We start from the raw sequence: 13,822 nt of genomic DNA on the forward strand, positions 1-13,822 counted from the left end.
GATGAGATTAACGTTTGTGAAAAAACTGAGCTGCATTCTGATCGTGACTATGGTCTTGGCTATGGTCACCCTGTTACCGGCAACGCCTGCTCTTAGCCACGGCGAAGCCAAAGCACAACACGGTGGTCAGATCCAAAGCCGGCACGATTTAGCAGTGGAGCTGGTCCGGCACAGCGAGAGTATCGAGTTGCATCTGACAGATCACGGTGATGCGATTGACCCAACAGGCTGGCAGGGAAAAATTACAGTCCTTGCCGCCGGTCAAAAACAGGACATACCGCTGGTTGTAACGGGGCCGACACTCAGTGCCGGGCTGAGCCTGCCCGATGGCGCCAAGGTCGTGGTAAGCCTGACTAACCCGCAGCAGCAGCGCTTTTCGTTTCGCTATAGTTTTTAATACCCCGGCGTCAGTTGTCGCAACAGACAAGAAAGGATCTTAGCGACAATTGGCTATTAACTTTATTAAAAGAAACTGACCTGAGCCAGCATCGCTTTGGTCAGCTTTCTCACGCCTGTCCGGGGCTTTTAACACTGCGTACTCACATCCGCTACAGCCGCCAGTACATAAACTGCAGATTTCACTTGACCAAAATAGTCGCGGACTCTAAGTTGATGTCGCATATCAGGAGTCGCTTTTCAGGAAAGGTTAGATGTCGTTTCAACTGGCTGTTCGTCGGTTTCTGCAAGCTCCATCATCAGTTATCCAACTCTATCACTTTGTTGTTCTTGCACTAAGTTATGCCATGCTGGGCTATGTCGGCATTCAACTGGCGAATCTCTCCTATGGCATTAGCCTGATCTGGCCGCCGATTGGCGTAGCCATTGCCCTATTGCTGCGTTGGGGGCTTAATTTATGGCCAGCTATTGTTATTGGCGGGCTTGGTCTGCAATTGCTGGCGTCCGATTTCTCTCTACTACAGGCTTTTATTTTAGCCCTTGGCAGTGCACTGATTATTGCTCTGCACTGCGCCTGGCTAGAAAAAACCGGCTTTGACCGCCGCCTTGAGCAGGTTGCCGATATGCTGCGTTTTGTCGCCATTGCCATTATCTCTTGCTCTGCTATTTTGGCGTTATTTGGCATTAGCCTGCTGATTTGGATTGGCCGGGTCCCGGCCGCCGACTTAGTTACCGCCTGGAGTAGCTGGTTTTTGGGCGATCTGACCGGCGTGCTAATCTTCGGCCTGGCCTTGCTCATCTTTGAGCGTCAAAAGCTCGCCGTGCTGTTCCAGCTTAAAAACTTGCTGGCCCTTGGCCTGATGCTGGTGCTAAGCGCAGAGGTCTTTATCTTTAACCAAACCGGCCTTGGCGTAGCCTTAACCTTACTACCGATGATTTGCCTGCTCTGGATTGCCATGCGCACCAATCTGGTCGTCACATCCTGGGTTGTACTGTGCTTTTCATCGCTGGCTATTTATAGTGTCTATCTGAATGCCGGCATTTTTGCTACTTTAGCCAACCCGACTATGGGTACCTGGCTTTATATGGCCAGCCTGGGCTTAGTATCTTTGATCCTATCCGTCAGTGCTGCCGAAGCACGTTTAAATGCCGAGCTGATGCGTCGTGCCATCGCCGCGACCAAAACCGGTATCTGGGATCTGCGGCTGGACGATAAGATGTTATTTCTAAATGCCCATTTGCTGCAAAATCTTGGTCATGGCGCTTATCCGCGCAAACAGCCGCTGCCTGAGTTCAACCCGCTGATCCATGCTGATGATCGAGTCAGGCTACAACAGGAAGTACAGGCTTATCTGCTCGGCGAAAAACCGCAGTTGAAACTGATCGTGCGCTTACAACATCAGGATGGGAGCTGGCGAGACCAGCAATTAGAGGGGGCTATTACCGAACGCGATCTGAACGGTGAGCCAAAGCGCTTAAGTGGTACAGTAGTCGATGTCACAGAGCAGCAGCAATTACAAGCCAAGCTAAACAGCCAGGCAATGACCGATGAGTTAACCACTATCGCTAACCGCCGGGCCTTTATGCAGCACCTCACGCTATGTTGGCGTCAGTATCAACGCGACCACCGGCTTGCCTTCTATCTGATCCTGATTGATCTTGATTATTTTAAAAAAATTAACGACCAATATGGTCACGATGCTGGCGATAAGGTACTGCAAGGCTTTAGTCAGTTGATTAGCGGCCGGCTGCGGCAAACCGATTATTTCGCCAGATTGGGCGGTGAAGAGTTTGTGATCCTGGCCAGGGCGGAAAGCGAGGCCGACATTCTGGCACTGGCTGAGCAACTACGGCAGGCTGTTAGCACACTCAGTTTTAATGTGCTGACGCAGCCTGAGTTTAACATCAGTGCCAGCTTTGGTATCGCCGGCTGTGCCGTTAACGTCCAGACTGCCGAAGAGTTACTGCAGCAAGCCGATCAAGCTTTATATCAGGCTAAAGCTAAGGGGCGAAATCAGGTCGTCTACTTTACACCTGAGGAACGTTCACCTTAGCCCCGTACCGGGCGGCATCATCTCCGCCCGGTACCATATCAAACGCCGGCTCTGATCTTAACTGGCTAACTTTAATACCACTACCCCACTGATAATCAGCATCACCCCAATATAGCGTAGCAGCGAGCTGGCATCCCCAAAAAACCAGACACCAATCAAAAAGGTGCCAGCCGCGCCGATACCGGTCCATACCGCATAGGCAGTGCCAAGCGGAATAGTGCGCTGCGCCAGGAATAACAAGGTACCACTTAGCGCCATAAAGGCGACCGCAATCGCAATGCCGGTAAATTTATATTGCCCTTGTTGTGCCAGTTTTAGCCCAACTGGCCAGCCAATTTCAGTAACCCCGGCCAGCAGTAGATAAAGCCAACTTAACATGCCCTCGCCTCCGTTTGTTTTAGTTGAGGCCGGCAATACTATCAGTTAATCTGCAAGAACAAAGTTAGATACCATCGATTATTTTCATATGTTTAGTTTGGAACAATTACGGATCTTTGTTTGTGCGGCCGATGAGGGTTCCTTTTCTGCCTGCGCCAGAAAACTGGGCAAGGTGCAATCCGCAATAAGTCACAGTATCAGCACGCTGGAGCTGGATTTAAATGTTGAACTGTTTGACCGCTCCAGCCGCCACCCCAGACTCACGCCCGCCGGTGAGCATTTATTGCGCTTAGCCCGCGGTTTACTGGTGCAGGCGAACGAGTTGGAAAATACTGCCAAGTCGATATATCAGCAGCAGGAAACCCGACTGACCGTCGCAGCGGATGATGGCTTGTTGCTACCTCAGGTATTTGATGTGCTCAAGCAGGTAGAGTTGCAGTTTCCCAGTGTCGAGCTGGAGCTGCTGTCGTTGCCTTCGACCGATATTGCGCTGGAGGTTGCCGCGGGCAACCTTGATTTGGGCATGATGTTTTCCGAGATTGAGGCTATTAAGCCTATCGACTTCTGCTATGTCGGACACATCGACTATATTGCGGTCTGTCATCCGGAACATGCCCTGGCGGCGCTAAACCGCGTTTCCCTGACAGATCTGCTACCACACCGGCAGATTGCTGTGCGTGGCAGAGCGCAGCGCGAGTCGCAGCTGTTACTGAGTATTGCCAGTAAAACCTGGTGGTGCTCCAGCTATAGCAAGGTGTTGGCGCTGGTTAACCGTAATGTTGGTTGGGCTTATCTGCCACGCTTTATGGTGGCGGCACAACTGACTAACGGCCAGCTGCACGCCCTGCCGGTGAGTTTTGACCATGTTAGCTGGTCAGTCCCGGTTGATCTGGTCTTCCGTCGCGGTGCCCAGCATGGCCCTGTAGTCAGCTTTTTGATCGAGCAGTTAAAACGGCTGTATTCCACAATTTAGGGATACAGCCGTCAGCTACAACAGCGCCCTGATGAAGCAGGGCGCGATTTACGTTATTTCTTGTTGCTACGGGCCGCAGTAATACCTACCAAGCCGATCAGCAATAAAACCAGTGTCGCAGGTGCAGGTACTGGGTTAGGTTCACTCCGAACTAAGTTCAAAGCATTAAGTAACCAAGTCCCACTTGCGCTTGCAGATTCCGGAAAAGAATCAGCCCAATCCAAGGAGTTAATTAGGGTATAACCAGAACCAGACTGTCCACCAATAATTGCCGGTGTGTTGCCGGGAATAGTTGCAAGAATATCCACTCCGGCACCAATGTTGCTCAGTGTCCATTGAAATTCCGTTCTTGGCCCGTCGCTGTATGGGTTAGGTAAGCCCATACCAAGGTTTAATGCGAGTCCTGCAGCTGTCAGAGTGACAGGCGTATTACTTCCAATAAAGCTATTAGTGCCACCATCAGCATTCAGTAAATTTGCGATATCCAGTGCCCATTCTGCAGCAGACCACTCAGTAATTAGCAGGCCTCCTGCCAATACAAAATCTCTTACTGCATCATTACCATCTGCACGTAATGCTATTACTGCATTAACACCAGCAAGTTGTGCTGCCGTAGGAGCAGCAATACCAAAATTGGTTACGGTGTGACCATTAGCGGTCAAAAAGCTGGTAACGCTTAAATTTGAGTTATTACCGAAAACCGCGATAATCGCTGCATTCGCTGACATGCTAAAACACATTGCGGCTGACAAAATAACAGAGTAGAACTTTTTCATCACGAACACCTATTCCGATTAAGTATTACTATTCGAGTACTAAAAATTGACCGCAAAGGCTTTCAGCATAGTACGTAGAACCACATCGCATGCACGAATTAAGCCATTGGCAAAATGCCATTTAAAAACAATTGATTAATGAAAAATCAGGCGTTTAAAGTGCTTGCATTAAGATTTTTATGTAAGAAAAACTGACAATCGGCAGGATAAATCTCGGCTGTATCAAATATTAGGTCATACCGTTATGTGGAGCCGAAGCTGAACGGTATTGCCAGCACAACCCAATTCGCGAGCAATACTGGCAGTAAGTTCCAAATCGTCGGCTATCTGCTGTTGCTGTTTTTGCACCTGCGGCTCCTGCCGCTGCCGCTCAAGTATTAAGCTTAGCAGCCGGAAAAAGCTGCCAAGTTCAATAACCACCTCGTCCAGTTGCTGCTTGTCGGCTTGCCTTTGTTGCTTCACCGGGTCCTGAGCTTCACGTTGCAGCCAGGCAGCAAGTTCCGCAGGCCCGGCTACCCCCAACGATTGCGGCTCGTGGGATCCTGAGTTGATAGGCTGTGTTTCTTCGCTGTCTGAGTCAGCTGAGACAGTGTTAATAGTGGGCTCTTGCGCCATGACTGCAACTGACGATGCGGCGCTTGGCTGGCTTATCGCTACTGTGCCTGAGCTTAGTGTCGGCTGCTCAGCACTATTGAGCGACATTTTGGGTAAAGCCGAAAGCGGGTCGTTACTGTCTGCTCTGAGATCTTTGGCTGCACTGGCCAGCTCCCGGCTTAAATGTTGCACCTGCTGCAATAACGGTTTTGCCGCCCGCTCGCCAAACAATGCCAACAAACGCTTTAATTCATGCAGTCTTTTTTTGATGTCAGCGATGCGCTCGCGCGCCTGAGTTTTACGCTCGTCCGACAACTGCTGAGCCGGCGCTGCGGCGTTATCTTTAGCCTGGTTAAGCCGGCTGGCCAAACTCAGTTGCGGCACCACGGCGCTCTGCTCAACATTGCTGTCAGGCAGTACTGCAGCAGCAGGCAAAGCTCGCCCGGCAGCGGTTGTGCTGACAATCGGAGAAAAACTTAGTCGTGACGATAGAGCGGCCGGTACTTGCACTGAGCGCCCCTGCTTTTAACCTGGCGTATCAGCATATCGGCGCGGTGGCTTAATTCTTTAGCTGTTTATCTAATCGGCCGGGCCTGTATCGGCAACGTCGGGTGCCGAAACCGCGTTCAGTTGCAGCAGATCCCATTTATTGCCATAGAGATCAGAGAACACAACCACAGTGCCATAGGCCTCTTCGCGTGGGGCTTCGTGAAAATGTACCCCCTTTGCCTGCATTTGCCGATAATCGCGCCAAAAATCCTTGGTTTGTAAAAACAAAAATACCCGGCCCGCGGCTTGATCACCCACCTGCTGCAATTGTGCCGGCGTACTGGCCCTGGCGAGCAGCAAGGCCGTACCGGCAGTGCCTGGTGCAACCCGTACCCACCGTTTACCGCCGCCAAGAGGGGTGTCCTCGAGCAAGCTAAAGCCGAGCTTTTGCGTATAGAACGCGATAGCCTCATCATAGTCGGCAACCAATAAGGCGATACTGGCGATCTGCTGCTGGAATTCCGCTGTCATTAACACTTCCTGAAAATACGTTAAAGATGAAACCGAGGGCTAGCAACTTAGCTGCGGCAACGCCGAACGGTGGACACGATACAGCACCGCGTCCACGTCACCAAGGGCATCGCGATGCAAAAAGGTTTTGATAAACTGCATGCCAAGCTTTTTCATCACACCGATAGAGCCGGCATTATCCGGCATTGCAATAGCAGAAAGATAGTGGATTTGCGGCTTATCCGCTAACACAGCCCGGGCAATGGCTAACGCAGCTTCGCTGGCATAACCTTGCCCCCAATAAGGCCGTTGTAACCGCCAGCCGATCTCCAAAGTATCTAAACTGGGCGTTTCGGTGTTAAACCCCATGGGCCGGATCAAGACCCAACCAAGATAGGCCTGATCGTCCAGACGCCGGATTTGCCAGATCCCAAATCCTGCTGCCGGGCTGTGATATAACGCCAGTCGCGGCAGCATCACCGCAACGATGGTTTGCATAGTGCTGCGCTTACCGCCATTAATATAACGCATGACCTCCTCATCCTGATCGACCTGATATAACAGATCCGCATCAGCTAAGGTTATTAAGGCAAAACTCAGGCGGCCTGAGTCAGGTACAACCAACATAGTGCTTACTCCAAAAAATAGCGGTTTTTTGATGCACTGCGCTCGGCGTATTCAGCTAACCGGACAGCAATTGAAATGACCTTCCTGACTAAATTTCTGACGGTACTGCCCCGGCGTAAACTCGGTATAGCTGACAAAGAGCTTCCGAAATGAGCTGACATCCTCATAACCCACCTGAGCAACAATTTGCTCGATAGCCTGATCGGTCGTTTCGAGCAAACGCTTGGCATGTTCGACCCGTAGCCGCTGCAAATAATTAAGCGGGGTGTCGTTTAATGCCAGTTTAAACCGCCGCAGCAAAGTACGTTTGGTTAAATAAAACTGCTGCGCCAGCAGATCCAGTGAGAAGGGTTCAGCAAGTTGCTTGCTAAGCTGGGCCTGTATTTGCTTAACCACCTGATCGTTATGTGGCTGGCCTATTGAGAGATCCATATAGGGAATTTGCGAGCTGCGATTAGGATCGGTCAGCATAACCTTGGCAATTTGCCGGGCAAAGTGTTCACCAACCAGTCGCTCGGTAATAGCCAGACACAGGTTTACATTTGACGTGGTGGCACCGGCCGTAAGCAGATTATCATCCTGCACCAACAATTTATTCAGTTGCAAATACACATCCGGATACAGGCTTTGAAAAGCGTCTTTGAAAAACCAGCTGGTCGTGGCCCTTTTATGCGCCAGTAAACCGCTTGCGGCCAGAATAAAGGTGCCAGTGCAATTCGCCGCAATCAACTTGCCGCTTTGTGCCGCCTCAAGCAAGCCCGCTAAATAAGGGCGTGATGGCTCGGCAATGGCTGTCAGTTGCGCACGGTTATAGGCATAAGCCGGTGGCAGGATAATGGCATCAGCCTCTTGCCAGCGATGCGGTTGTACCGGCAGGCTAACCCCTTGTTTCAGTTGCAGTGGCGTGCCGTCCGGTGACACCAGGTAGCAATGCAGCAAAGGCGTTGCCTGGTGTTGCTGTTGATATTGCCACAGCACATTACAGTACTCAAAAAAGTCCAGCACACCAAAGAGATCGCTGCTGATACTGTTATTGGTTGCTAATACGGCGATGTGTTTCATACCGACCCCGCTTTGGCACTATTCACCTTATTTTTATCAATAGTGACACTGTGGTCCCCCTTTGGCAAGGCGTAAACTGCAAACTACAGACATAACAACGGACGGAAACAAGATGAAAACTAAATTTGCAACGGCTTTCACTGTGCTGGCCTGGCTTGGTAACTGGTGGCTGATTTTGTGGATCAACTTTGCTGCTGAGCTGTCTCTGCTGATGCATCTGGTGGCAATACCGGTTTTATTACTTAGCACGGCCTTTGGCGTCGGCAAGTTGCTGGAGCAGCGCCAAGCACGCCCCCGTCGAACGTTCAGTGTGAAGTCGCAGGCACAGCCAACCCCAGCCAGAGTGCAGTTAAATACTCGCGCGCACCCTCAGCACTAAAGGCGCTGGATGCCGGGTGGCAAACTGCAACGGGCTGCACTATAGTATTTAGATACTAACTCCGGCAATGCTGTATTAGCCGGCACCGCGGGTGCTGACAGCAGCGGGTGACAGGCAAAGATGGATATGGCTTGGTATCAGGTTGTGCATATTGCTGGCAGTGCCTTGTATCTACTGCTGCTGTTGTTATTTCTGATTTGCTCGCGGGTACCGCGCACCAATCCGGGAGCCGGGTTTTGGGCCCTGGCGCTGGCTGCGATGTGTCTGGCCCGACTTCAACTACTGCTGAGCTTGCCGGCGTTGCTTTTTATCGATACCTTTGTCTGGTATGCCGGCTTTATTATTCTGGAAAAAATATTTCTAATTCATGGCCTGAAACGTTTTTTGCAATTACCGCTACCTACCGTTGTTTTCGTTGGTCCCGCCAGCCTGCTATTTGGCCTGTTAGTCCTGTTCAGCTTGTTACAACGACCGCAATTAGGTCCGATGATCGTCTTTGCGCTGTTTAATCTGGGCTGTTTAAGCTACGTTGCCTACAGCTGCTTTCAACACCGCCAGGCAGTCCCTAAACAAGCCCTGCTTTTTACCTCGGGTATCGCCTTGGTACTGGCACTGCATTGGGCGACTTTTCCCTTTGTGTTAACACTGTCCTGGTGGCGGGTATTAGGCTTTGTGCTTGGCACCATTCTGACGATGGCGTTATATCTGAGCTTGCTACTGGCAGTATTTGCACTGTTTTATCAGCGTTTATCTGATGCCGAAAGCCAGGCGCTGGAGCTGGCCTATCAGGATCCGCTAACCGGACTCAATAATAAGCGTTATATGGATATGCTGTTTGATAAGGCTCTGCTGCTGGCCACCCGGCCGCACCAGTTTGTAGCGATTTACTATATCGATCTGGATAACTTTAAACCGATCAATGACCTGTATGGCCATCAAACCGGCGATAAGGTACTACTGGAGGTAGCTAACCGGTTAAGGCGCTCGGTGCGCAGCACCGATATCTGCGCCCGGATCGGTGGCGATGAGTTTGTGGTGATTGCTACCCAGCTGGATCAGTCAGAGCAACTCCACAAGCTAGCCGATAAACTACTGACGATCTTAAAACAACCAGTTGAGCTGGGTAACAAGGTATATCAGCTTGGAGCCAGTATTGGTGTCAGTATCTGCCCGGCGCAAGGCACCAGTTTAGCCGAATTGCTAGCCCATGCCGATCAGGCGATGTATCAGGTGAAGCAGCGTGGGAAGAGTGGCTATAGCGTATACACTGTCACCAAACAAATGGAGAATGCTACTGCTGCCAATGGTGATGCCGCAGTGTCAATGAAAACAGAGTTATAGAAACCCGCAGCCACAGCGTTTCAACGCAGCGCTGATACCAGATAATCAACAAAAGCCATAGCGGCGGTCGTTTTAGCCTTACTATTGGCATACAGCACATGCACCGGCGTCTGGCTGGCCGGATAATCCGGCAATAAGCTGAGCAGTTGCCCTGTGGCAAGATATTCCGCCACCATAAAATCAGGTAGCAACCCTATCCCTTGCCCAGCCAGCACTAACTGACAGGCGTTAGACATATTACCGGCTGCGATCTGCCAATTTACGCTGACCGAAATATTATTCTCAAACTGCCATTTATCCAGCGCGGCAGACAATACCACACATTGCTGCCGTCTCAGATCGTCCGGAGTGACCAGCGTTTCCGATTTTGCAAGATAAGCGGGGGCAGCACAGAGGATCCGTCTGACAGTACCAATTTTACGGCACAACAATTCAGAGTCAGCCAACTCCCCCATTCTGATGGTAAGATCGAGCCCATCCTGCACAACGTGGCTGCGTTGCTCACTTAGCTTTAATTCAATCCGGACCCTGGGATACGCAGTAAGAAAGCCCGGTAGCAGCGGCGTAATCCGATGCTGACAGTAGCCAGTGGTGGCACCAATCCGGATCAGGCCTGCAGGCTCGGCATGTTGCTGCAGCAAGCTCTGCTCTGCCAGCTCAAATTCGTCAATTAAGCTGACAACGCTGGCATAGTATTCCTGCCCCAAATCGGTTAGCGACAACGCCCGGGTGGAGCGGTTTAGTAGCCGGTTGCCAAGTCGCTGCTCCAAAGCTGATAATTGCCGGCTTAGGGTTGCCTTTGGCAAATTCAGTACCCTGGCTGCGGCAGAAATACTGCCCATTTGCACGATCTTTACGAAATATCGGGTCGCATTTAAATCCATGACTAGCTCATCTTCAGGCTGGTAAAACGTGCCCGGCAGCGGGCATTACCGTTACACAGCATAGTTCAGCTTAGATCTTAAACCCAGCTATAACGCTAACTATTCTGGCTCGCCGTTTAACTTGCCGATCCACGGCGGAGCAGGCCACGACGGTAATGGATAGCGTGTAAAAACGAAACAGCGCCCGGCCAATTTTAGTACTAGTGACACAGCAGACAACAGGATAATCTGAGCGCAATAATAGCCACAGGACTAACCAATGAACCGTGAAAGCAACGCCCGTGACGTGCTGATCACTGGCCTGGCACCAGTGATCTGGGGCAGCACTTATCTGATCACCACCGAGATGTTGCCACTGGGCTACCCGCTTACCACGTCAATGCTAAGGGCCTTACCGGCCGGTATCCTGCTGTTACTGTTGGTGCGGCAACTTCCCGACAGACACTGGCTGGGCCGGGTTTTTCTGCTCGGTGCCCTGAATTTCTCAGTGTTCTGGTGGTTATTATTTATCGCGGCGTACCGCTTGCCCGGAGGCGTGGCAGCAACCCTGGGGGCAATGCAGTTTTTGTTTGTTATCGTCTTATCCAGAGGATTACTGGGCACCAAGATTCACACCAGCGCACTAATCGCTGCCGTGGCCGGCATGCTCGGGGTCGCCCTGCTGATTCTGACACCGGCGGCTAAACTTGATCCTGTGGGCATTGCAGCCGGGATCGGCAGTGCCGTTGCCATGGCTTTGGGCACTGTCTTGAGCCGGCGCTGGCAACCGGCGGTCAACACCCTGACCTTTACCAGCTGGCAACTCACGGCTGGCGGCATTCTGTTAGTGCCTGCGGCATGGTTTTTCGAGCCAGCTCTGCCGTCCCTGACACTGGTCAATATCGCCGGTTTTTTATATCTGGGGCTGCTGGGTGCCGCCTTTACCTACATTATCTGGTTTCGTGGCATTGCCCGGCTAAGCCCCAATCTGGTGGCACCTTTGGGTTTTTTAAGCCCGCTAAGTGCCGTAATGCTGGGTTGGCTGATCCTAGGGCAAGCCCTGTCGGTACCGCAAATCCTTGGTATTGTGGTGGTACTGGGCAGTGTCTGGTTCAGTCAACAGCGCAAAACCAGCTCCTAAACTGGGTGCAACAGAGTTTGCCCCGGACGCCCGGGCAAACGCCCTATCCTATAGCTAGCTATTTTGAAACGCAGCTGTTTCAGATCTCGCGCTAGTGCACGGCGGTCACACCCTCTAAGCTTAGTAGCAGAACCAACAGTGGAGGCCGCTATGCCATTAGTGAACTATCGGGTAAAGGTGCATGCAAGTGCGAATAAACTCTGGGACATGATGCTAGATAAAATGCGGCGTCCTGACAAATACGTACCCGGGATAGTCCGGGTCGCAATACTACGGGAACACAGTGCCAATTGCATTGAACGGGAAATGGAGACGGCACAGGGCAAAGTGATCAGAGAGCTGATTGTGGCCGAACCGCTAACCCTGACGGTGATTTTTAAATCTTATCAGGATGAGGTGTATAGCGGCTTTGTCACTAATACCATCTTTGAAGAAGACGACGGCGTTTATCTTGATTACACCCTGAATTGGACGCTGAAACCGGGTAAATCAGCAGCGCAGCCCGACAGTTTTTGGCAAGAGACCATTAAAAATGCCGTGTTACATGCCAAACAATTGGCAGAGTCATAAGGCAAGCGGTGGCTATTGCAGCTAAGCTTATCGCTGACAGCGCACCTGCTCAGACTGCCACCGGCACGGCTCCGGGCGCCAAAGGCGTGATAACAGCGGCCTGTGGCAGAACCTTAAACTGCTTGATGCCATTAATACTTATGAGGACCTTATGAAAAAACTACTGGTGCTGTACTACTCATCATACGGCCATGTCGAGACCATGGCGAATGCGGTTGCCGAAGGCGCCCGACAAGTTAGTGGCGTGCAGGTGGATATTAAACGGGTGGCGGAACTGATGCCCCCTGAAGTGGCGAAATCAGCCGGTGTGAAGCTGGATCAGGCAGCCGCAATAGCTAAGCCTGCTGAGCTGGCCGATTACGATGCGATCATCTTCGGCACCCCAACCCGCTTTGGCAATATGGCCTCGCAAATGCGCAATTTCCTTGATCAAACCGGTGGGCTTTGGGCACAAGGCAAACTGATTGGCAAAATTGGCAGCGTTTTTACCTCTACCGGCACCGGTGGTGGCAACGAAACCACAGTGCAGTCCTTTCATACCACGCTATTGCACCATGGCATGATTATCGTTGGCTTGCCTTACAGCTGTCCGGAGTTGGCCGATATTTCAGAGCTTAAAGGGGGCTCACCACTGGGTGCTGCCTGTATAGCCGGGGCAGATGGGAAACGCGCGCCCTCGCCAAAAGAGTTGAATATGGCGCGCTTTCAGGGGCGGCATGTTGCAACGCTGGCGCTAAAGCTTACCTGACAGGCGCGAACTACCCGGCAGTAGACCACAGCCAGAAGGCCGATGTTTTCTGGCTGTTAAAATCGCTTACAATTTTCTCCTGTTCGAACGGTTAAAATTGCGCCATGCTGATAGTTATTCGATCAGTACTGTGTGCCGGCTCCGGCAGCAACCAGCAAAAGGATAGCGAGATGGCAATTGATACCACAGGCGTAAAACTGCAAGACCGGCCTGTTGCTCAAATCAGGGAAGAGGTGATTGACCAACTGATTATGAACTACAGCCATGGTGTTATTTCAGAGCAAGCCTTTGAACGGCGGCTGGACATTGCCACCAATTCTGATGATCACCTGCTCTTGGCCGAACAGGTTGCTGACCTTACCTTATTACCCGATGCCAAATACCGCGCTATGTGGGCACAAAATTTTAACTCGCCGGGTCGCCATAATCAGGCGCACCAGCAAAGCGAGCCGACCGACTGCGATCGTCTGGTTTCAGTATTAAGCAGTGATGAGCGCAGTGGCCCATGGCGGGTACCACAACATCTGACCATCATTAATGCGCTCTCCTCGGTTGAGCTGGATTTTTCTGAAGCGCAGTTTGACCATACGCAGCTAACAATAAAAGTGCAAAACTGGCTGGGCAGCGTCACGATCAAGGTACCTGAACACGTTGCAGTAATTAGCGATGTGAACAATATCGCGTCTTCCAGCAGCAATAACGTCAGCAGCGGCGGTCCGGGGCAAGCCAAAACACACTTTATCCGGGTTGAAGGTGTCTCAGTACTGGGCTCGGTCAGTATCAGTGTAAAACGCACCTTACAGGAACGCTTTACCGAATTTGCCAACTCAATCCGCTCAGCACTGGGATTAACCAAAAGCTGATAATACCGCGCATACCACAGTATCAATAAAAATTGGCAAGAGCTTTTGCAAAGCGTAT

16 protein-coding genes are annotated in these 13,822 nt (G+C 51.4%); 9 read left to right on the forward strand and 7 right to left on the reverse strand.

The annotated features are described in order from the left end of the window. The first annotated feature begins 1 nt into the window (after position 1). Complete coding sequence (locus tag H1D31_RS11180) at positions 2–397, forward strand: hypothetical protein (protein ID WP_039925169.1); 396 nt, start codon at positions 2–4, stop codon at positions 395–397. Between the two features lie 253 nt (positions 398–650). Further along, positions 651–2,450 carry a diguanylate cyclase gene (locus H1D31_RS11185; RefSeq protein ID WP_261258600.1) on the forward strand — a complete coding sequence of 600 codons (1,800 nt, stop codon included), beginning with the start codon at positions 651–653 and terminating at the stop codon, positions 2,448–2,450. Between the two features lie 57 nt (positions 2,451–2,507). Here H1D31_RS11185 and H1D31_RS11190 read toward each other — a convergent pair whose 3' ends face one another. Continuing rightward, positions 2,508–2,828: a DMT family transporter gene (locus H1D31_RS11190; protein WP_008607730.1), complete on the reverse strand. Its 321-nt coding sequence runs from the start codon at positions 2,826–2,828 to the stop codon at positions 2,508–2,510. Positions 2,829–2,916: 88 nt separating this feature from the next. Between H1D31_RS11190 and H1D31_RS11195 the strand changes: the two genes are divergently transcribed. Beyond that, positions 2,917–3,801 carry a LysR family transcriptional regulator gene (locus H1D31_RS11195; protein WP_008607729.1) on the forward strand — a complete coding sequence of 295 codons (885 nt, stop codon included), beginning with the start codon at positions 2,917–2,919 and terminating at the stop codon, positions 3,799–3,801. Positions 3,802–3,854: 53 nt separating this feature from the next. Here the strand turns inward: H1D31_RS11195 and H1D31_RS11200 are convergent, their stop codons facing one another. The 5 genes from H1D31_RS11200 to H1D31_RS11220 form a co-directional block, all read right to left on the reverse strand. Next, positions 3,855–4,577: a PEP-CTERM sorting domain-containing protein gene (locus H1D31_RS11200; protein ID WP_261258603.1), complete on the reverse strand. Its 723-nt coding sequence runs from the start codon at positions 4,575–4,577 to the stop codon at positions 3,855–3,857. Between the two features lie 234 nt (positions 4,578–4,811). Then, a complete protein-coding gene (locus tag H1D31_RS11205) occupies positions 4,812–5,606 on the reverse strand; it encodes a hypothetical protein (protein WP_261258605.1) in 795 nt (264 codons plus the stop codon). A 144-nt stretch (positions 5,607–5,750) separates the two neighbouring features. Then, on the reverse strand, positions 5,751–6,191 hold the full coding sequence (locus H1D31_RS11210) for a VOC family protein (RefSeq protein WP_261258607.1): 441 nt from the start codon (positions 6,189–6,191) through the stop codon (positions 5,751–5,753). Positions 6,192–6,230: 39 nt separating this feature from the next. After that, positions 6,231–6,797: a GNAT family N-acetyltransferase gene (locus H1D31_RS11215; RefSeq protein ID WP_008951584.1), complete on the reverse strand. Its 567-nt coding sequence runs from the start codon at positions 6,795–6,797 to the stop codon at positions 6,231–6,233. Between the two features lie 51 nt (positions 6,798–6,848). Further along, a complete protein-coding gene (locus tag H1D31_RS11220; protein ID WP_261258609.1) occupies positions 6,849–7,859 on the reverse strand; it encodes a GlxA family transcriptional regulator in 1,011 nt (336 codons plus the stop codon). Positions 7,860–7,971: 112 nt separating this feature from the next. Between H1D31_RS11220 and H1D31_RS11225 the strand changes: the two genes are divergently transcribed. Beyond that, complete coding sequence (locus H1D31_RS11225) at positions 7,972–8,238, forward strand: hypothetical protein (protein WP_261258611.1); 267 nt, start codon at positions 7,972–7,974, stop codon at positions 8,236–8,238. Between the two features lie 120 nt (positions 8,239–8,358). After that, complete coding sequence (locus H1D31_RS11230) at positions 8,359–9,579, forward strand: GGDEF domain-containing protein (RefSeq protein ID WP_261258614.1); 1,221 nt, start codon at positions 8,359–8,361, stop codon at positions 9,577–9,579. A 20-nt stretch (positions 9,580–9,599) separates the two neighbouring features. Here the strand turns inward: H1D31_RS11230 and H1D31_RS11235 are convergent, their stop codons facing one another. Beyond that, complete coding sequence (locus tag H1D31_RS11235) at positions 9,600–10,463, reverse strand: LysR family transcriptional regulator (RefSeq protein WP_261258617.1); 864 nt, start codon at positions 10,461–10,463, stop codon at positions 9,600–9,602. A gap of 259 nt (positions 10,464–10,722) precedes the next feature. Between H1D31_RS11235 and H1D31_RS11240 the strand changes: the two genes are divergently transcribed. The 4 genes from H1D31_RS11240 to H1D31_RS11255 all read left to right on the forward strand — a co-directional run bounded on the left by H1D31_RS11240 (position 10,723) and on the right by H1D31_RS11255 (position 13,764). Beyond that, positions 10,723–11,583: an EamA family transporter gene (locus tag H1D31_RS11240; protein WP_261258620.1), complete on the forward strand. Its 861-nt coding sequence runs from the start codon at positions 10,723–10,725 to the stop codon at positions 11,581–11,583. A gap of 150 nt (positions 11,584–11,733) precedes the next feature. Beyond that, the gene (locus tag H1D31_RS11245) at positions 11,734–12,153 is read left to right on the forward strand and encodes an AtaL-like protein (RefSeq protein ID WP_008984027.1); all 420 of its coding nucleotides are present in this window, start codon (positions 11,734–11,736) and stop codon (positions 12,151–12,153) included. Positions 12,154–12,304: 151 nt separating this feature from the next. Beyond that, the gene (wrbA, locus tag H1D31_RS11250; protein WP_008607715.1) at positions 12,305–12,901 is read left to right on the forward strand and encodes an NAD(P)H:quinone oxidoreductase; all 597 of its coding nucleotides are present in this window, start codon (positions 12,305–12,307) and stop codon (positions 12,899–12,901) included. Positions 12,902–13,071: 170 nt separating this feature from the next. Then, positions 13,072–13,764, forward strand: a complete 693-nt coding sequence (locus H1D31_RS11255; RefSeq protein WP_231728871.1) for a LiaF domain-containing protein — start codon at positions 13,072–13,074, stop codon at positions 13,762–13,764. Positions 13,765–13,822: the final 58 nt, after the last annotated feature.

Origin of the sequence: Alishewanella sp. BS5-314 (assembly GCF_025377695.1) — a bacterium.
GTDB lineage: Bacteria > Pseudomonadota > Gammaproteobacteria > Enterobacterales > Alteromonadaceae > Alishewanella > Alishewanella aestuarii.

Bases quoted from the DNA above. Each gene is read 5' to 3' on its own strand.
- H1D31_RS11245 (WP_008984027.1), top strand. From the start codon at position 11,734: ATGCCATTAGTGAACTATCGGGTAAAGGTGCATGCAAGTGCGAATAAA.
- H1D31_RS11220 (WP_261258609.1), bottom strand. From the start codon at position 7,859: ATGAAACACATCGCCGTATTAGCAACCAATAACAGTATCAGCAGCGAT.
- H1D31_RS11225 (WP_261258611.1), top strand. From the start codon at position 7,972: ATGAAAACTAAATTTGCAACGGCTTTCACTGTGCTGGCCTGGCTTGGT.
- H1D31_RS11240 (WP_261258620.1), top strand. From the start codon at position 10,723: ATGAACCGTGAAAGCAACGCCCGTGACGTGCTGATCACTGGCCTGGCA.
- wrbA (WP_008607715.1), top strand. From the start codon at position 12,305: ATGAAAAAACTACTGGTGCTGTACTACTCATCATACGGCCATGTCGAG.
- H1D31_RS11255 (WP_231728871.1), top strand. From the start codon at position 13,072: ATGGCAATTGATACCACAGGCGTAAAACTGCAAGACCGGCCTGTTGCT.
- H1D31_RS11235 (WP_261258617.1), bottom strand. From the start codon at position 10,463: ATGGATTTAAATGCGACCCGATATTTCGTAAAGATCGTGCAAATGGGC.
- H1D31_RS11230 (WP_261258614.1), top strand. From the start codon at position 8,359: ATGGATATGGCTTGGTATCAGGTTGTGCATATTGCTGGCAGTGCCTTG.
- H1D31_RS11180 (WP_039925169.1), top strand. From the start codon at position 2: ATGAGATTAACGTTTGTGAAAAAACTGAGCTGCATTCTGATCGTGACT.
- H1D31_RS11210 (WP_261258607.1), bottom strand. From the start codon at position 6,191: ATGACAGCGGAATTCCAGCAGCAGATCGCCAGTATCGCCTTATTGGTT.
- H1D31_RS11215 (WP_008951584.1), bottom strand. From the start codon at position 6,797: ATGTTGGTTGTACCTGACTCAGGCCGCCTGAGTTTTGCCTTAATAACC.
- H1D31_RS11195 (WP_008607729.1), top strand. From the start codon at position 2,917: ATGTTTAGTTTGGAACAATTACGGATCTTTGTTTGTGCGGCCGATGAG.
- H1D31_RS11185 (WP_261258600.1), top strand. From the start codon at position 651: ATGTCGTTTCAACTGGCTGTTCGTCGGTTTCTGCAAGCTCCATCATCA.
- H1D31_RS11200 (WP_261258603.1), bottom strand. From the start codon at position 4,577: ATGAAAAAGTTCTACTCTGTTATTTTGTCAGCCGCAATGTGTTTTAGC.
- H1D31_RS11190 (WP_008607730.1), bottom strand. From the start codon at position 2,828: ATGTTAAGTTGGCTTTATCTACTGCTGGCCGGGGTTACTGAAATTGGC.